Source organism: Arthrobacter sp. M2012083 (assembly GCF_000281065.1).
In the GTDB taxonomy this organism is placed as follows: domain Bacteria; phylum Actinomycetota; class Actinomycetes; order Actinomycetales; family Micrococcaceae; genus Arthrobacter.
The window spans coordinates 1-18038 of the sequence record NZ_AKKK01000018.1; the positions used below are offsets into that span (position 1 = coordinate 1).

15 protein-coding genes are annotated in these 18038 nt (G+C 61.9%); 6 read left to right on the plus strand and 9 right to left on the minus strand.

Going from position 1 to position 18038, the window contains the following annotated elements; genetic code table 11:
* Positions 1 to 53: 53 nt before the first annotated feature.
* The 5 genes from A477_RS0110040 to A477_RS0110060 all read right to left on the minus strand — a co-directional run bounded on the left by A477_RS0110040 (position 54) and on the right by A477_RS0110060 (position 6224).
* On the minus strand, positions 54 to 482 hold the full coding sequence (locus A477_RS0110040) for an OsmC family protein (protein WP_026005506.1): 429 nt from the start codon (positions 480 to 482) through the stop codon (positions 54 to 56).
* Between the two features lie 158 nt (positions 483 to 640).
* Positions 641 to 994, minus strand: a complete 354-nt coding sequence (locus tag A477_RS0110045; RefSeq protein WP_017198875.1) for a hypothetical protein — start codon at positions 992 to 994, stop codon at positions 641 to 643.
* A gap of 158 nt (positions 995 to 1152) precedes the next feature.
* Entirely contained in the window at positions 1153 to 2910 is a 1758-nt protein-coding gene (gene sucB / locus A477_RS0110050; protein ID WP_026005507.1) for a 2-oxoglutarate dehydrogenase, E2 component, dihydrolipoamide succinyltransferase, read from the minus strand.
* 111 nt (positions 2911 to 3021) lie between these two features.
* On the minus strand, positions 3022 to 4404 hold the full coding sequence (gene lpdA / locus A477_RS0110055; RefSeq protein ID WP_026005508.1) for a dihydrolipoyl dehydrogenase: 1383 nt from the start codon (positions 4402 to 4404) through the stop codon (positions 3022 to 3024).
* Between the two features lie 296 nt (positions 4405 to 4700).
* Positions 4701 to 6224: a leucyl aminopeptidase gene (locus tag A477_RS0110060; RefSeq protein ID WP_017198877.1), complete on the minus strand. Its 1524-nt coding sequence runs from the start codon at positions 6222 to 6224 to the stop codon at positions 4701 to 4703.
* Between the two features lie 351 nt (positions 6225 to 6575).
* Between A477_RS0110060 and A477_RS0110065 the strand changes: the two genes are divergently transcribed.
* The 4 genes from A477_RS0110065 to A477_RS0110080 all read left to right on the plus strand — a co-directional run bounded on the left by A477_RS0110065 (position 6576) and on the right by A477_RS0110080 (position 11801).
* Complete coding sequence (locus A477_RS0110065; protein WP_026005509.1) at positions 6576 to 7514, plus strand: proteasome assembly chaperone family protein; 939 nt, start codon at positions 6576 to 6578, stop codon at positions 7512 to 7514.
* 35 nt (positions 7515 to 7549) lie between these two features.
* Complete coding sequence (locus tag A477_RS0110070) at positions 7550 to 8905, plus strand: MFS transporter (protein ID WP_017198879.1); 1356 nt, start codon at positions 7550 to 7552, stop codon at positions 8903 to 8905.
* An 83-nt stretch (positions 8906 to 8988) separates the two neighbouring features.
* Positions 8989 to 10242 carry a DUF4192 domain-containing protein gene (locus tag A477_RS0110075; protein ID WP_017198880.1) on the plus strand — a complete coding sequence of 418 codons (1254 nt, stop codon included), beginning with the start codon at positions 8989 to 8991 and terminating at the stop codon, positions 10240 to 10242.
* A gap of 245 nt (positions 10243 to 10487) precedes the next feature.
* Positions 10488 to 11801, plus strand: coding sequence for an RNA polymerase sigma factor (locus A477_RS0110080; protein ID WP_017198881.1), 1314 nt, complete (start codon positions 10488 to 10490; stop codon positions 11799 to 11801).
* A 239-nt stretch (positions 11802 to 12040) separates the two neighbouring features.
* Here A477_RS0110080 and A477_RS0110085 read toward each other — a convergent pair whose 3' ends face one another.
* Positions 12041 to 12262, minus strand: coding sequence for a DUF7455 domain-containing protein (locus tag A477_RS0110085; RefSeq protein ID WP_018778705.1), 222 nt, complete (start codon positions 12260 to 12262; stop codon positions 12041 to 12043).
* A gap of 254 nt (positions 12263 to 12516) precedes the next feature.
* Between A477_RS0110085 and A477_RS0110090 the strand changes: the two genes are divergently transcribed.
* A complete protein-coding gene (locus A477_RS0110090) occupies positions 12517 to 14625 on the plus strand; it encodes a DNA gyrase/topoisomerase IV subunit B (RefSeq protein ID WP_017198883.1) in 2109 nt (702 codons plus the stop codon).
* Here A477_RS0110090 and A477_RS0110095 read toward each other — a convergent pair.
* Complete coding sequence (locus A477_RS0110095; protein WP_044568668.1) at positions 14622 to 15839, minus strand: MFS transporter; 1218 nt, start codon at positions 15837 to 15839, stop codon at positions 14622 to 14624. The genes A477_RS0110090 and A477_RS0110095 overlap by 4 nt on opposite strands.
* Positions 15840 to 15867: 28 nt before the next feature.
* Between A477_RS0110095 and A477_RS0110100 the strand changes: the two genes are divergently transcribed.
* The gene (locus tag A477_RS0110100; protein ID WP_017198885.1) at positions 15868 to 16404 is read left to right on the plus strand and encodes a Chromate resistance protein ChrB; all 537 of its coding nucleotides are present in this window, start codon (positions 15868 to 15870) and stop codon (positions 16402 to 16404) included.
* A 13-nt stretch (positions 16405 to 16417) separates the two neighbouring features.
* Here the strand turns inward: A477_RS0110100 and A477_RS0110105 are convergent, their stop codons facing one another.
* Both A477_RS0110105 and A477_RS0110110 read right to left on the minus strand, forming a co-directional pair.
* Entirely contained in the window at positions 16418 to 17440 is a 1023-nt protein-coding gene (locus A477_RS0110105; RefSeq protein WP_017198886.1) for a M56 family metallopeptidase, read from the minus strand.
* Positions 17441 to 17445: 5 nt separating this feature from the next.
* Positions 17446 to 17832 (minus strand): BlaI/MecI/CopY family transcriptional regulator, encoded by a 387-nt coding sequence (locus tag A477_RS0110110; RefSeq protein WP_011774471.1) that lies wholly within the window; start codon positions 17830 to 17832, stop codon positions 17446 to 17448.
* Positions 17833 to 18038: the final 206 nt, after the last annotated feature.

Here is an 18038-nt window from a genome sequence, read left to right on the forward strand (position 1 = left end):
CCCCGCCACTTCCTCAGGGAGTGGCGGGGCTCTTCTGCGCTTTGAAGCTGGTATTACTGCGCGAGCGTGGCATCCAAGGTGATCTCGATGCTGGCCAGAGCGCCGGAGACGGGGCAGCCCGTTTTTGCGTCTTCCGAAATACGGCGGAAGTCCTCTTCGGACAGGCCCGGAACCTTCGCGGTCATGGTCAGGTGGCTGCCAGTGATGCCTGTGCCGGGAACGAAGGTAACGTCAGCTTTGGTCTGAACTTCTTCAGCCGTGAATCCTTCGCCGGCAAGAGCGTGGCTGAAAGCCATGGAGAAGCAAGCGGAGTGGGCAGCGGCAATCAGCTCTTCGGGGCTGGTTTTGCCTCCGGACTGCTCCGTGCGTGCCTTCCATGTGACATCGAACGTGCCCAGTCCTGAACTGTCCAGCGTAGTGTTGCCGGCGCCTTCAATCAGGTTGCCGTTCCAAACCGTGTGTGCGGTGCGTGTTGCTGCCATGTCCACTCCTTGGGGTCGTTGTGAGTCGGCAACCAGCCGTCGGCAGGTGCCATCGGATCAATCCTATGGATTTGCCTGCCGGACCGCACCGCCATTCCGCTGACAGTGGATTGTGACCCTGGACTGGCGAAATGGATACCGAAGTACCCGGGCCAGTTCTAGTTCCACAGCGTGGCGATAGCGATGTTGATCAAAGCCAGGCCACCAACGCCGTGGGCCAGGCCCGTTGACACCGGTTCGCCCTTCTTCACTTTGCGCGTTCCGATAACTGCGAGAACGGCTACTGCCACGCCGATGGCGAACTTCACGCCGAGCTTGAAATAGTTTGGATCGGCATCGGGCAGCAAGGGAATCACACCCATCATGGCGATGCCCGTGAGGAGCTGGAGGAAGGCGCCGTCACGCTGGCGCGGGTGGACGGTTGGTTCCTTGAGGGTGGCGATCCAGTAGCCCACAATCATGGCTGCGCCGACGATGTGCAAGAACACCAGAATGTTGAAGAGAATACTCATGGCCCAAGCTTATCCAGTGGGTTCTACGTCCCGTAGCAAAGCCACGCGGACACGGCTAGGTGCGTTGATGCCTGTGGCCAGGCAAAGCAGAAGGGCAGGCTACCGGTTTCCCGGCAACCTGCCCTTCTGCTTCCAGGCGTGCTTAGTGACGCAGGGTCCTAGAGACCGAGGTCTGCTTCGAAAGCGCCTTCTTCAAGGCGGGCCTTGAGGGTCTGCAGGAAGCGGCCGGCGTCCGCGCCGTCCACCAAGCGGTGGTCGTACGTGAGCGACAGGTACATCATGGAGCGGATAGCGATCGAGTCGTCGCCGTTTTCGTCGGCAACCACGACGGCGCGCTTGACGATGGCGCCGGTTCCGAGGATGCCTACCTGGGGCTGGTTGATGATCGGGGTATCGAACAGTGCACCAACGGAACCGATGTTGGTGATGCTGAATGTGCCACCGGACAGCTCATCCGGGCCGATCTTGCCGTCGCGGGTACGGCCTGCGACATCGGCGATCTTGCTCGCCAAGCCGGCGAGGTTCAGGTTGCCGGCGTCGGAAATGACTGGTACCAGAAGGCCCTTGTCAGTATCCACGGCAATCGCCAGGTGCTCGGCGTTGTGGTACGTGATTTCCTGCTTGGATTCGTCGTAGGCAGCATTCAGCTTGGGGTGCTGCTTCAAGGCTTCGGCTACAGCCTTGGCGATGAACGGGAGGAAGGTCAGCTTGACGCCGTTCTGGGCCTGGAACGAGTTCTTGGCCTTGAGGCGGAGCTTGGCGATCTTGGTCATGTCGACCTCGTGCACCTGGGTCAGCTGAGTGGAGACCTCAAGGGACTCGCGCATACGGCGGGCAATGACCTGTCGGATGCGAGGGGCCTTCTCGGTGGTTCCACGCAGGGAGGATGCAACCACGGGGGCAGCAGCCTTGGCGGCGGGAGTTGCAGCCGGAGCAGCTGCAGCGGGGGCTGCGGCCGCCTGCTTTGCTTCTGCGGCGGCCAGAACATCCTGCTTGCGGATGCGGCCACCGACGCCGGTGCCGGAGACCGACGCGATGTCCACGCCGTGCTGGTTGGCAAGCTTGCGTACCAGGGGGGTGACATAGCCGGATTCCGAAGAACCTTCAGCGGCTGGAGCAGCTGCGGTTGCCGGAGCAGCAGCGGGTGCCGGGGCGGCGGGCGCGGCGGCAGGTGCCGGTGCAGCAGCGGGAGCAGCCGGAGCCTCGGCGGCAGGCGCTGCGGCCGGAGCGGGGGCAGCGGGAGCCTCGGCGGATGGCGCTGCAGCCGGAGCGGGAGCCGATGCGGGAGCAGCTGCGCCGGAACCGATGATGGCAAGAACGGAGCCAACCTCTGCTGTTTCGTCCTCGCTGACGCGGATTTCCTGCAGGGTGCCGGCAACCGGGGAAGGAATTTCGGTGTCTACCTTGTCGGTGGAAACCTCGAGGAGGGGTTCGTCCACCTCAACGGTGTCGCCAACAGCCTTGAGCCAGCGGGTGACGGTACCTTCGGTGACGCTCTCACCCAACGCAGGGAGGGTTACTTCGTGGCCTTCGCCCGAAGCAGCGGGTGCTTCAGCCGCAGGTGCTTCTTCAGGAGCGGGTGCGGCAGGAGCTTCTTCGGCCGGTGCTGCCTGCTCTGCGGGTGCGGCAGGGGCTTCCTCGGCCGGTGCGGACTCAGCGGCCGGAGCAGCGGAGCCGGAACCGTCGCCGATTCGGACCAAGGGGGCGCCTACTTCGGCCGTCTCGTCTTCAGCGACGAGGATTTCTTCGATGACGCCTGAGATCGGAGAAGGGATTTCGGTGTCTACTTTGTCGGTTGAAACCTCGAGCAACGGCTCGTCGATCTCCACCCGGTCACCAACCTGCTTGAGCCAGCGGGTGACGGTTCCTTCGGTGACACTCTCACCGAGGGCGGGCAAGTTAACGGATTCAGACATGTCGTCCCCGTTCTCCTTATTGATCTTTGTGCGGATGAATTCTGCTGGTTCGGATCGGGTGCAGGCGGCATATTCCGCTGCATGCACCCGATCCGTGGGTCTTGGTAAGACTTAGCCGTGGAGAGCCTTGCCCGCGAGGGCAAGGTGGGCTTCGCCCAGGCTTTCGTTCTGGGTGGGGTGGGCGTGGACCAGCTGGGCCACGTCCTCAGGGTAGGCTTCCCAGTTCACGATCAGCTGGGCCTCACCGATCTGCTCACCCATGCGGGAGCCGATCATGTGGATGCCCACCACGGGGCCATCCTTCTGGCGAACAAGCTTGACGATGCCACCGGTGCCGAGGATTGAGCTCTTGCCGTTGCCGGCAAGGTTGTATTCCTGGGTCTGCACCTGGTCGTCGCCGAACTTTTCCTTGGCGGCCTTTTCCGTGTAGCCCACCGTTGCGATTTCAGGCTCGCAGTAGGTGACCTTGGGGATGTTGATGTCCTCGACGATTGCCGGGTTCAGGCCGGCGATTTCCTCGGCGACGAAGATGCCCTGCTGGTAGCCGCGGTGTGCGAGCTGGACGCCAGGGACGATGTCGCCGACGGCATAGATGTTGCCGACGCCGGTGTGGAGGCGTTCGTTGGTGATGACGAAGCCACGGTCGATGGTGATGCCGGCTTCTTCGTAGCCAAGGTTGGCGGTCACCGGACCGCGGCCAACGGCTACGAGCAGGAGGTCGGCTTCGAACGTTTGGCCGTCAACCAAGGTGACCTTGACGCCGTCGTCGTTCTGCTCAACGCCCTGGAAGAAGATGCCGGTGGTGAACTTGATGCCGCGCTTCTTGAAGGCACGCTCAAGGTTCTTGACGATCGAGGCGTCCTCGTTCGGAACCAGGGAGGGGAGGCCTTCAATGATGGTGACATCCACGCCGAAGGACTTCCAGACGGAAGCAAACTCGACACCGATGACGCCGCCGCCCAAGACGATGGCGCTCTTGGGGATGTAGTCCATGGTGAGGGCCTGGTCCGAGGTGATGACCTTGCCGCCGATTTCCAGGCCGGGGAGTGAACGGGAGTAGGAACCCGTGGCCAGGACAATGTTCTTGCCCGTGTAGGAAGTGCCGTTCACGACGACGGTGTTGTTGCCCTGGAGCTTGCCTTCACCCTCGATGACGGTGATGCCCTTGGACTTGATAAGTCCCTGGAGGCCCTTGAACTTACCGGCGATGATGCCGTCCTTGTACGCGTTCACGGCAGACATGTCGATGCTGTCCAGCGTGACGTTCACGCCATACTTGGCGGAATCGCGTGCATGGTCGGCCAGCTCGGCCGAGTGCAGGAGTGCCTTGGTGGGGATACAGCCGTTGTGCAGGCAGGTTCCGCCAAGCTTTGCCTTTTCCACAAGGCCAACGGTGAACCCAAGCTGTACGGCCCGCAGGGCAGTGGCGTAGCCGCCGCTGCCGCCACCGAGTACCAGGATGTCGAATTCTTGCGCAGTTGCCTGATCGGCCACTAAAACGCTCCCTCGCGTGAATGATGACACGGGACTGCGTGCCATCTGGTCTTTGGAACTTGTTCTGCCGTGATTATGCCAGCACCTAAGTTCTCTTGCATTTGTGACTATCGAGTTCACCTTAGCGAACCACCTACCCATGCTCCACCCTCTGCGGGCGTTTGTGGAGCGCTTGTGTCGAGACTCACGTTCACTTGTGACACAGCGCTACACCCCGCATAATTCCGGGGTTGCGCGGGCCCCGGACGACGATCGTCAGGGACCTGCGCAACCAGGAAGGGCGTGGGGGAGTGGAGCTAGGCGGAGACCGCCAGGAGATCCTCGGCGTAGGCAACCAAGGTACGGACGGTGCATCCGGTCCCCTGCTTGGGCGTGTAACCATACGGGGCGCCGTTGTTGAACGAGGGACCGGCGATGTCCACGTGGGCCCACGGGATCTGCTGGCCGTCGCCGTTCTTGCCCACGAACTCACGAAGGAAGACTGCTGCGGTCATCATGCCACCGTTGCGCTCACCGATGTTGGCAAGGTCTGCCACCTGCGAGTCAAGGCTCGGGCGGAGTTCTTCGGGCAGCGGCATGGGCCAAACCAGCTCGCCCGCCCTGTCGGCCGCTGACTTCAGTGCTGCCGTGACGGAATCGGATCCCATGACGCCGGCAGTACGCAAGCCCAGTGCAATCAGCTGTGCGCCGGTCAGTGTTGCCACGTCAATGATGGCGTCCGGCTTCTCCATGCTGGCGGCGACAATGCCGTCGGCCATCACCAAACGGCCCTCGGCGTCCGTGTTCAGAACCTCAACAGTCTTCCCGCCGTAGATGGTGAACACGTCAGCAGGCCGCGCTGCGGCACCTGAGGGCATGTTCTCCGCGATGCAGAGCCAGGCGGTTGCCTTCAGTGGCAGGCCCAGCGAGGCGATGGCCAGGACGGTGTTAAGTACGACGGCGGCGCCCGCCATGTCGCTCTTCATGTCGCCCATGCCGAGGGCCGGCTTAATGGAGATGCCTCCGGTGTCGAACGTGATGCCTTTGCCAACGAGGGCAATCTTCTTCGTGGCTTTCGCGGGAGCGTATTCCACTTTCACGAGGCGGGGCTGGCGGGTAGAGCCCTTGCCGACGCCGAGGATGCCCCCGAAGCCTTCCTTTTCCAGACGCTTTTCGTCCCACACTGTGATCTTGACCGGGAGGCCTTTGGCGAGTTCCTTGGCGGACTCGGCGAACGACTCGGGGTACAGGTGGCTTGGGGGCTGGTTGACCAAGGTGCGGGTCGCGTTGACCGCGCGGGCGAGCACAATTGCCCGGTCCAGTGCGGGCTGGGCGGACTTTGCGTCGACATCCGAGAAAATCAGGGCCTTGGCCACCGGAGCCTTCAGCCCATCCTTGCTGGATCGGTGCTCCGTGTATGAGTAAGCGCCCAAGGCGGCTCCTTCGGCGACCGCAGCGACATCGGCGAGGGTCGCCGTCGGGAAGGCCAAAGTGACTGAGGAGGCTCCGGCAAGCTGGCGAACAGCGGATCCTGCGGCGCGCCGTAGGGCTTCTTCGCTGAGGCTGCCGACATCGGACAGCTTTCCTACGCCTGCAAGGACAAGAATCCCCGAGCCTGTTTCCGGCAGGCCCGGAAGCCGGTGAACCTGGTCCGCGGCGCCGGTGATCCCCAAAAGCTGCAGGGAGCCCGCAACGGATTCGGCGGCTTTCGCGCTCAACGGGTTGGACAGCAGTACCGGCCCGTCCGCTCCTTGGGCAACACCGATCACAAGTGCGTCGCTGGGCGACTTTTTCAGGTCCTTGGCGATGATGCCCAGGATGATGTCAGTAGTCTTGACCACGAGGATGTGTCCTCACTTCTCTCTGCATTGCATGGCGGGGCCGCATGTTTGGCGGCCTGCCCCGGTACGCGCCCGACGTCTTCTTGCGACGGCGGCCTTGGTCTTCAGGGCCGCCGGGGCGGCCCGTTTCGATCGTAGTCTCTTGAACGCTGCGGACGGCAATTAAATGAGAGCTGCGGCACATCGGGGGCAGGAATGCCTGCACGGCGTGGAGCGTTGTATGGATTAATAGAGTCCCGCGGCCAATCAATGGTGCCCGGTGTCGTCATGCCGCCGGGTGTCAGGAGCTTGCTGCCCTGTGGTTGGCGCCCGGGACTTCCCCCAACTTTGTCATTGCGAAAGGAACACGCCGTGTTTGAACGGATATCCGGCTCCCTCCTGGACCCCGAATCGCTGTACGCGCGAAACATTGAGACCTTCCACAGCCCCGGGCTTCGCGGGCTGAACATGGTCATGGGATTCACGGGCTTTGCCGATGCCGGTCACGTGGTCCGGCAGATCAACGCGGAACTGTTGGACGAACTGGGCGCCGAGGTGGTGGCCATGTTCGACGCCGACCAACTCATCGACTACCGTTCGAGGCGGCCCCACATCAGCTTCGTGGAAGACCATCTGCAGGACTACCAAGCGCCAAAGCTCGGCCTGTACAAGCTGAATGACGGCCTCGGCCAGCCGTTCCTGCTGCTTGCCGGCTTCGAACCCGACCTCCAGTGGGAGCGCTTCTCGAGGGCCGTCGTCGGAATTGTCGAAGAGCTCGACGTCAACCTGGTGACCTGGATCCATTCCATCCCCATGCCCGTCCCGCACACACGGCCTGTTGGAGTGACGGTCCATGGCAACATGCCGGAGCTCATTGACGGAATTTCAAGTTGGAAACCCACGGTGGATGTTCCTGCTGCCATTGGACACATTCTGGAACTCCGGCTCACCGAAGCGGAACGCCATGTGGCCGGCTACGTCATCCATGTCCCGCATTACCTGTCTGAAGCTGAGTACCCGCCGGCCGCCGTCGCCGGTTTGGAATACCTGGGGGCGGCAACGTCGCTCATGCTGCCAACGGACAGGCTCCGGGAAGCCGGGCGTGAAGTGGGCCGCCAGATCGCGGAACAGATCGAGGCTTCCGAAGAAGTCCAGGCAGTAGTGACGAATCTCGAGACGCGCTACGACGAGAAATCCGAGGGCATCGTCCGCCGGTCGTTGCTGGCAGATGAGAATGACGAGCTGCCCAACGCCGAGGATATCGGAGCTGCCGTGGAGGCGTACTTGGCGCGTAAAGACTCGCCTCAATAAATCAGCTTTGAGTTGCCTGCAGGCATAATTGGTGGGTGAATGCTCCCCGCGCCTGGCTCATCTGGACGATCGGCGTGTTCGCCTACCTTGTTGCCGTGGCGCAGCGAACCTCGTTCGGCGTAGCAGGGCTGGAAGCCACTGAGAGATTCCATGCCAGTGCGGCTGCCGTCTCATTTTTCACGGTGCTTCAACTCCTGGTTTATGCCGGGCTGCAGATCCCCGTCGGCGTCCTGGTAGACAGGTTCGGTTCACGGGCCATGGTCGCCGGTGGTGCCGTGCTCATGGGGCTGGGGCAGTTGCAGTTGGCCTTTGCGGACAGTGTTCCCGGGGGAGTCCTGGGCCGCGTCCTGGTGGGAGCCGGCGATGCGATGACCTTCATTTCGGTGATCCGTCTGGTCCCGTTGTGGTTCGCTCCTTCCAAGGTTCCACTGGTCACGCAGCTGACTGGCATGTGTGGCCAACTCGGCCAACTCTTCAGTGTTGTTCCGTTCGCGTTGCTTCTCCACACTGCCGGATGGACACCGGCGTTCCTTACCCTGGCAGCTATGTCAGTCTTGGCAGTGGTCCTCGTGCTCGCTGTGCTTCGGGACGCACCACCCGGGCACCCGCCGAGGGACACCGGCCAAGGTCTCCGTGCCACCGGTATCTCGCTGTCCCGCGCGTGGAAACAGCCCGGAACCCGGTTGGGCCTCTGGAGCCATTTCACTGTGCAGTTCAGCGGGAACCTTTTTGCCATGACCTGGGGCTATCCCTTCCTGCTGTCTGCCCAGGGACTCGATGCTGGGACGGTCTCAGGCCTCATGGCACTGTTTGTGGCCACAGCGATTGTTGCCGGCCCCGGTTTTGGCCGCTTCGTCTCCAAACATCCCATGCGAAGATCGGCCATGGTCCTGCTGATTGCCCTGGCTACAGCCTTGGCTTGGGCTGCTGTGCTTATCCTTCCGGAACGCGCCCCGCTGTGGCTCCTGGCCGTTCTGGTGGTGGTGCTTGCTGTCGGCGGGCCCGGGTCAATGATTGGATTCGATTTCGCCAGGACATTCAACCCCTCGCACCGGATCGGCACGGCAACGGGGATAGTCAACGTTGGCGGTTTTATTGCGGCGCTCGTCGCCATTTACCTCATCGGTTTGGTACTCGACCTCCTGTACGCCAGTGGGTTCTCCGGTGGTGATCTTTACGGGCTTGCGCCGTTCCGGATTGCCCTCAGCGTCCAGTTCGTTCTGCTGGGCCTTGGAACCGTGCTCATCCTCGTGACACGGCGGAAAGTGCGTCGGCAGATGGCATCCCAGGGGATCCACGTGCAGCCGTTGATGGCCGCCCTCGCCAGGCAGCGTCAGGAACGGATCGAGCGGCGTCGAGCCGCACGGCCAGTTTCTCCGGACGAGCACTAGGAAGCCTGCGCTGCTGCAGCAGCTTTTCCACATAGTCATGATGGTTACTGTCTCCTCCGGCAGGAGTTGAGCAGGGTGGAACCATGACTTCCAACAGAACACTCAGCATCCACCAACCCGAAGACATTCTTGGCTACATTCCCCATATGTTGGGTTACTGGCCCGAGGACAGCCTTGTGGCCATCACCATGCAAGGGAAAGTCCTTGGAGCCACATTGCGAGTGGATCTGCCGAGCCTTGATTCACTCCAAGCCCGCTCGGGTTTCGCAGACCGGATCCGCAGCTTCCTGATTGCGGATGAGGAAGCCAATGGGGTGGTACTTGCCCTCTACACTGACACGGGATGGGCTGACGGCAGCGTGGTCCGCCAGGCAATTCCGATGCTCGAGGCCCTCCAGCTAAGCCTCGATGAGGTTGATCTGTCCGTGAGGGATGCGTGGCTGGTAGGCACCGAGTATTGGCGTAGCGCTTACTGCGCGAACCTGGAATGTTGCCCGTTGCCGGGACTGCCTGTTGATCGCATCAAGAACAGCAGGTTGAGCGCTGAACTGGTGTATAGGGGGAGCTCCATAGGGCCGTCGCCGAAGAGCGGATCCGGAAAGCCGCAGCTTACTAGCCCAGGGGCGTTTAATCCCCTGGTGCTGGCGGCGGAGGCACGCTATGGGAAGCAGATTCTCGGTGGGTGGCGGAGTGAACGTTGTCTCGACTCCGTCCTCGACGTGTGGGATCACGTGCTCAAAAGGTGCCAAGCAGACGACCCGCTGCAGCCGGGGGCTGACGCAGAAATAATGGGCTTCCTCAGAACCACCCTTAGAGTCCCTGCGTGGCGGGACGCCGTGGTTGTCATGGCGGCGGCAGGCATGGAATCTGCCAAGTCCGGTGCTGCAGCGTTCGGACTTTTCATCGAAGACGACGCAGGCACGCCTTTCGACCCTCAGGAACTTGGGATACCGGCCCCGGCCCTTCCAGCCGCCAAAGTGCCTCATGAGCCCAATACGTCCGGGGACGTCTTCACCTACGGAGATGTCCTGCTGGGCATGCAACCGCACATGCCTTGTTGGAGCAGCCTTGACGCGTTGCAACAAGTTCTTGCCGGGCTTTGTGTCGACGACGAATCCGGCGTGGTGCCGGCAGCTGCGCTGACCCTTCAGGGCTGGATTTCCTGGTGCAAGGGGCGTGGGTCCGTCGCGCATGCCTGCCTGAGCCGGGCGGAGGCTGCGGAACCGGGATACCGACTGGCTGAACTGCTCATGGAACTTCTGGGGCGGGGGACCATCTGCACGTGGGCGCGGAGCTCCGAGACCGCATGGCGCGGGTTCAGGGACACGGTGGCGTAGGGGGTTTGAAATTCTTTAGGTATGCGTTTCGCAAAACCGTGAGACAATGGATGCCGAGACCCGGTTGGGTCCGCGTTCGAATGCCTGAATTGGCCCCTTTGCCGGGAACAATACAGTGTCGTCGGGAGTTCTCTATAGAGACTCTGCAGACGGCGATCGCATTTGAAATTGATCGCGGACTTGACAGGGTCATAGTGGTGTTGCCCGTATGGTGATTCCACAGACCGCCGCTAGAAAGGTTTTCTGTGACCCCGTCTTCCGTCGAGAAGGAACCCGCCGCCCAGGCCGAATTGTCCGCTGAGGAAAAGAAGGCGGCAACATCGGCTAAGCGCGCAGCGACACGTGCTGCCAACAAGGCCTCAGAGGGCGACTCTGACAAGCCGGCACCCAAGAAGCGTGGACCCAAGCCCGGTGCGAAGGCCGCCGCTGAAGCCGCGAACAAGTCCTCAGGCTCCGACGCTGAGGATTCCAACGGCGAGGATGAAGACTTTGATCCCGCAGCTGCCGAAGAAGTCGAAGTCGGAGAAGATGACGTCGAGGACGGCGCCACGGCCGCTAAGGACAAGGCTGCTCCCTCAGGTACGGGATTCGTCTACTCTGATGCCGACGACGACGACGCCCCTGTCCAGCAGGTCATGTCGGCCGGCGCAACTGCCGACCCCGTCAAGGATTACCTGAAGCAGATCGGCAAGGTCGCCCTGCTGAACGCAGAGCAGGAAGTTGACCTCGCCCTTCGGATCGAGGCAGGCCTCTTTGCCGAGGAAAAGATCAACGCTGACGACGGATCCATGGATCCCAAGCTCAAGCGTGAGCTTGAATTCGTCATTCACGACGGCAAGCGTGCCAAGAACCACCTGCTCGAAGCCAACTTGCGCCTCGTCGTTTCCTTGGCCAAGCGCTACACCGGTCGTGGCATGCTCTTCCTGGACCTGATCCAGGAAGGCAACCTGGGCCTTATCCGTGCAGTGGAAAAGTTCGACTACACCAAGGGCTTCAAGTTCTCCACCTACGCAACCTGGTGGATCCGTCAGGCAATTACCCGCGCCATGGCAGACCAGGCCCGTACCATCCGTATTCCGGTGCACATGGTGGAAGTCATCAACAAGCTGGCCCGTGTACAGCGTCAAATGCTTCAGGACCTCGGCCGCGAACCGACCCCTGAAGAGCTGGCACTCGAGCTGGACATGACGCCCGAGAAGGTTGTCGAGGTCCAGAAGTACGGCCGTGAGCCGATTTCGCTGCACACCCCGCTGGGTGAGGACGGTGACTCGGAGTTCGGTGACCTGATTGAGGACTCCGAGGCTGTTGTCCCCGCCGACGCCGTGAGCTTCACGCTCCTGCAGGAGCAGTTGCACTCGGTTCTGGACACCCTGTCCGAGCGCGAAGCCGGAGTTGTTGCAATGCGCTTCGGCCTGACCGATGGCCAGCCGAAGACTTTAGACGAAATCGGCAAGGTCTACGGCGTCACGCGTGAGCGCATCCGCCAGATCGAATCCAAGACCATGTCCAAGCTGCGGCACCCGTCCCGCTCGCAGGTCCTCCGGGATTACCTGGACTAAAACACACGCACCGTGGGTGTTGAAAGCGGCCCAGTCGGACTTCCGGCTGGGCCGCTTCTTCATGTTGCGCACAAAGGTAGAACGCAACAAACCCAAAACAGCAAGCTCAACGCAACAGGCTCAACGCAACAGGCTCAACGCAACAGGCTCAACGCAACAGGCTCAACGCAACAAGGCCCCTCCCGTTCGGGAGGAGCCTTGTTGCGTGATCAAAAAGGGTTTCCGGATAACCGGACTGCCTAGTCGACGGGGACGGGAGCCTTCTCGTTGAGGCGCTCGGTCTCATCGTGCCAGTCAGAAGTCATGGGCCGAAGCGTAGCTTCAACTGCACGTGCGTGGTGGCCGCAGAAGAGCAGCTCACCGCCGGAGGACTCGAGTACAACGCGGACGTACGCCTGGGCTCCGCAACGGTCACAGCGGTCAGCTGCGTTCAGCGTGCGGTCTGCAACTGCTGTTGTCATGTCGGCCTCCTTAGTAGTTCTGTACATCCATATAACCAGCATTCGGGGCAGATCCATGGCAAGGATGGGTCACTTTCGCTGTCCGCGTATCACATGTGCGTAACGTAACCAGGCAGGCTGCGTCCGTGCTGGAGTGGCAAACGGTGCGTGACGACTTCCCCGGCTACGCTTGTACGGGCAGTGTTTGCCTTGAATTACCAGTCAACACACGGCTGGGAAGTACCCGGAGATATACCCGAAGGAGCACACCGCGAGTGGCACCGAGTTCTGAATACAACGCCCGGCATCTGTCTGTCCTTGAGGGCCTGGAAGCCGTTCGCAAGCGCCCGGGTATGTACATCGGCTCCACTGACTCCCGCGGCCTCATGCACTGTCTCTGGGAAATCATCGACAACGCCGTGGATGAGGCCCTGGCCGGCTTCGGGCATGACATCAAAGTCATCCTGCATGCCGACAACTCCGTGGAAATCCACGACGACGGACGCGGTATCCCTGTGGACGTAGAGCCCAAGACCGGCCTCTCCGGAGTTGAAGTTGTTTTCACCAAACTGCACGCAGGTGGCAAGTTCGGCGGCGGTTCCTACACTGCTTCGGGTGGTTTGCATGGCGTTGGAGCTTCGGTGGTAAACGCTTTGTCCAGCCGCCTTGATGTCCAAGTGGACCGCGGCAGCAAGACCTACCAGATGTCGTTCCGCCGGGGCGAGCCGGGACGCTTCGTGGATTCCGGTGCAAAGCCGAGCCCCAATGCACCGTTCGAGCCGTTCGTGGAGAACTCGGTCCTGGATGTTGTGGGCAAGGCAAAACGTGGCGTCACCGGAACCCGTGTGCGTTATTGGGCAGACCGCCAAATTTTCACTCCTGACGCCAAGTTCTCCTATGACGACCTGGCAGCACGGGCACGCCAAACATCGTTCCTTGTGCCCGGCCTGAAAATCACCGTGCGCGACGAGCGCAAGCTGGCCGGAACACCGGGGGAGGCCGGTGTCCATGAGGAAGTGTTCCACCACGATGGCGGCATCTCCGAGTTTGTTGAGTTCCTCGCGGCCGATTCCGGAGTGACGGATGTTTGGCGCCTCCACGGTTCAGGAAAATTCAAGGAAACGGTCCCCGTCCTCGATGAGAACGGGCACAGCAAGATCGCGGAAGTTGAACGCGACTGTGAGGTGGACATAGCCCTGCGTTGGGGCATTGGTTATGAGACCACTATGCGCAGCTTCGTCAACATCATCGCCACGCCCAAGGGCGGCACGCACCAGTCCGGCTTTGAAGCCGCCCTGCTGAAGACCTTCCGCAAGGCCGTGGAGACCAACGCGCGCAAGCTCAAAGCCGGCAACGACAAGATCGAGAAAGACGACATTCTCGCCGGGCTGACTGCCGTCCTGACTGTCCGGCTTGCGGAGCCGCAGTTCGAGGGACAGACCAAGGAAATCCTTGGTACCTCGGCGGTTCGTGCCATTGTGGCCAAAGTAGTTGAAAAGGAAATAACTACACGGCTGAACTCGGCCAACCGCAACGATAAAGCCCAGTCGGCGCTCCTGCTGGAGAAGATGGTCGCCGAGATGAAGTCTCGCATCTCGGCACGTGTGCATAAAGAAACCCAGCGCCGCAAGAACGCCCTGGAAACTTCGTCGATGCCCACCAAGCTTGCGGACTGCCGAACTGATGACGTCGCACGCTCTGAACTGTTCATCGTGGAGGGTGACTCGGCACTCGGGACCGCCAAACTTGCCCGCTCATCCGACTTCCAAGCCCTGCTGCCCATCCGCGGCAAGATCTTGAACGTCCAGAAAGCATCAGTAGGCGACATGTTGTCCAACGCTGAGTGCGCAGCGTTGATTCAAGTTGTGGGCGCCGGCTCGGGTCGAAGCTTCGATATTGACGCTGCCCGTTACGGCAAGGTCATCCTCATGACCGACGCCGACGTTGACGGTGCGCACATCCGGACCCTGCTGCTCACCCTGTTCTTCCGATACATGCGTCCCATGGTCGAGGCCGGCCGCGTGTTTGCCGCTGTCCCGCCCCTGCATCGTGTGGAAGTGATCAACCCCGGCCAGAAGGCCAACGAGATGATCTACACCTACTCCGAGGCCGAGCTTCACGTGCTTCTCTCCAACCTTGCCAAGGAAGGCAAACGCTACAAGGAGCCTATCCAGCGGTATAAGGGTTTGGGCGAAATGGACGCACAGCAACTGGCGGAGACCACTATGGATCCACGACACCGGACTCTCCGGAAGGTGGGCATCGATAGCGCCCAACGTGCCGAGGAAGTCTTCGATCTTTTGATGGGCTCGGACGTGGCACCGCGCAAGGAGTTCATTATTGCTGGTGCGGCTACCCTGGACCGGGAGCGCATCGACGCCTAGCTCTGCTTTGGCGGAACCGGCGCACCATCAGTGGCCGGTGGTGTGCGGGCGCCCGGGGCGGCGAACGTAGCCGCTCCCACTGCCAAGGCCAAGGCGCCCAGACCCCAGGGGAGCCCGGCCGCTACGGCAACGCCGCCCACCAGCAGCGGCCCTCCGGCGTCGCCAAGTTCACGTCCCAGCTCGGCTGAGCCCATGGTCCTGCCGAGGCGTTCGGCCGGCGTCGCATCGGCCAGGTGGGCGAAGGCGAGAGGCGTGGAGACGCCGATTCCCGCGCCGATGAGCACTGCTGTGCAGTAGATCCATCCAGCTCCCGGCAATAGACCGGCCATGAGGGTGCCTACCGAGATAGCTAGCAGGCCGGCCACCATGCCGGGCCTGTCGGCGATTCTTCCCTGGTCCCTCAGCCTGCCGACCCGGGGTTGTATCAGCGCCGATGCTATGGCCAGCACTGTGACTACGGCAACGCTGCCCGCCGTGCCAAGCCCTTCCCGTGCTGCCAGCGCAGGGAGAAAGCCGACGGCGGCACCCAGTGCCCCCGTGGCAGCGGCCAACACCAGGGTTGGTCCGAGAAATGACCGTTCAGTGCTTTGGCGCCACACATCGACGATGGTGTATCTGGGACGGGGAAGCGGCTGCAGGCGAGGCACTGAAACGAGGGTCCAAAGGGCCACAGCCAAGCCCAGGGCCGCTAGAATCCCGAACAGGAGGCCGAACCCGCCGATAATGATGGCCAGGGCTCCCAGTAACGGGCCAATAGCGTAGCCGAGTCCTTTCCAAGAGCCGTAGCGGCCGAAGTAGTGCCCCGTCCTGCCGTCTGCGAGCCGGGCAACGCTGGCGGATGAGGCCGGTGAGAAGGCGGAAGCGGCCATCCCTTGACCAAGGCGGGCGGCCGCGAGCATGGCGGGCTGATCCGCCCATAGTCCAATCAGGGAGGCAGCGGAGAAAGCAACAAGCCCACCCACGATGACCGGCTTGGGTCCGATGTGATCGCTCAGGGCGCCGAAAATGGGTTTGAGGAACACTTCCGCTAGGTCGTACAAAGCCAGCAGAACGCCCAGAGCAAGCAAACTCAAACCGATGTCCGCGCTTTCTGCCCCTAGGCCCGCTGCCACCGCATGGGCGCCAAAGGCGGTGGTAAAGCCTGCGGCGTAGAGGGGCCAACGCTGGCTGGCTGCAACGGAACCGGGGGACGTGTCCAGGGCTTTCACACTCATGAATGTAACAGCTGCTACATTCAGGAGTGTGATTGATGAACGTTGGTTGTTGATTTTGGTACAGGTTCCTGCGCAGCCATCCCGGCACCGGGTGGCAGTGTGGCGGGAGTTGCGTCGGCTTGGTGCCGTTCCCCTATCGCCGGGTACGTGGGTTCTCCCCGCCCATCCGGCCTTCGATGAGGGTCTTGCGCGGGCCCAGGCGCTGGTGGCAAAGGGTGATGGCTCCTGGACCTTGGTGGACGCTGCGCCCCGCGACAAGGGCGCGGACACTTTCCGTAGCGTTTTCGAAGCTGCACGGTTGGAGGAATGGAACGAGTTTACGGCCGATTGCGGCAAATTTGAGCAGGAGATAGCGAAAGAGATCTCAAGGGAGAAGCTCACTTTCGCCGAACTGGAGGAAGAAGAACAAAGCCTGGAGCGGTTGAGGCGCTGGTACAGGGAGTTGAAGTCGCGGGATGTGCTTCATTTGCCGCAGGCGACGGTCGCTGCAGAGCACCTGGCTCGCTGTGCCGAGGCCTTGGAAGGCTACGCGTCCTTGGTGTACGACGCGACGCTGCCCCAATAGTCGGTCAAGCCCTTCAACCTAGTAGTCCCGGGACGATCAACAGGGCAGTCGGCACCGCAAGCAGCAACGCTGAGGCCGCCAGGACCAGTACCCGCGCGGCCTTGGTGAGTGGAGGCTTGGGTGAGAGCAGGCGGCTGACGCGTGACGCCGTCGTCCGTGGGGAGTCAGCACCGCCGGTAGCGCTGACGGCATTGCCCTCGACGACGGCGCCACCAACGCTGAGTGCCTGGCCGCCGGCCAGTGCTTTGCTGCCGCTGACCGCCTGCCCGTCCAAAGCGGGCTGTGTGGAGCCGCTGGCAACAATCGCGATGGCCTTGATCAAGGTGCCTTTGCTCTCGGTGCGGAGAGCGACGTCGTCGGCCAGCATTTCGATCAGTGAATTAACCGCTGTCTGGGCCAGCCGGGTGGTGGGGAACCATGGCAGGGCCTGACGCCAGGCAGCAAAGGCCCAAAGTAGGAGATCGTGGCGCTGGGACAGGTGCGCGTTCTCGTGAATAAGCACGGCCCTGAGTTCAGCTGGTTCCAGTGCTGCCATCAGGCCGTCGGAGAGTACCGTTACGGACCGGGCACCGCCAGGCAGGCAGTATGCGACGGGGGAGTCGTGGTTGATCACCACAGTGCCGGGCCCGTCGTCTGACGGTGATGCCAGCAGGGCCAGCAGTTCGCGGTGGCGTCGCCGCTGGCGTTCAATCCTGTAATAGGTCAGCAGCAGGGTGAAGACCAGGTGGGCGGTCAGCAGTGCTGCTGCGGAGAGAGCGAAAAGGTGCCAAAAACCCAGCGCGGTGGTGGGTTCGTTGTTGAAAACCATCCCGGCCAGGCTCTTGAGTCCTGCGATGAGGTTGTCCCCGATGGGCTCGAGTCCGTAAACGAGCATGGCCCCGATCATGGACAAGCCACCAGCGAGGGCGATCGCCTGCCACAGCACCATGGCGGTGAAGGGGGACCGTGCCGGCCACTGCGCGCGGGAAAGCAGCACGGGTACTGGCCACGCCAGAATGATTGCCAGGACCGCAAGCAGGTATGAGGTCCAGAACATAGTGGCTAATTGTAGCCGAGCAGTTTGCGCAGGGTAGCGGCTTCACTTTCGGTGACGGAACCAATGAAGCGGGCCAGGACGGCCTCGCGGTCCGGAGCTGAGCCCAGGACTTCGTGCATAAGTTCGGCGGTGTGATCTGCGCGGCTGGAAACGGCTTGGTAGCGGTGCGGCCGCGTTCCGCGTTCGCGCTCCACCAAGCCCTTCTTTTCCAGGCGCGAGAGCACAGTGAGGACCGTGGTGACGGCCAGATCCTTGCCTTGGTGACCCGCGGTGCCGTCACCAGCCTCGGAATCCTGCGCCAGCAGATCCCGCAGTGTGTTGGCAGTTGCAGCCTCCTGGCCTGCCCAGAGCAGATCCATCACTGCCCGTTCCAGTTCCCCAAGACTTGCCATTGATACGTCCCTACCTTCCGCTCCTGGTGCAGAGTGCCTGCTGCCGGAGCGATGATCCAACATTCCACAATAAATCTACCGCTTTTCCTACCTTCATTCTACGTGAGGTAGAACTATCGGCGCGCCGCACCTGAAGCCAAACCCTTGTGCGTGGGTTACGCCACTTGAAGAATGGGTTTCGGCGGTGGCCATTTGTTCTACACTGT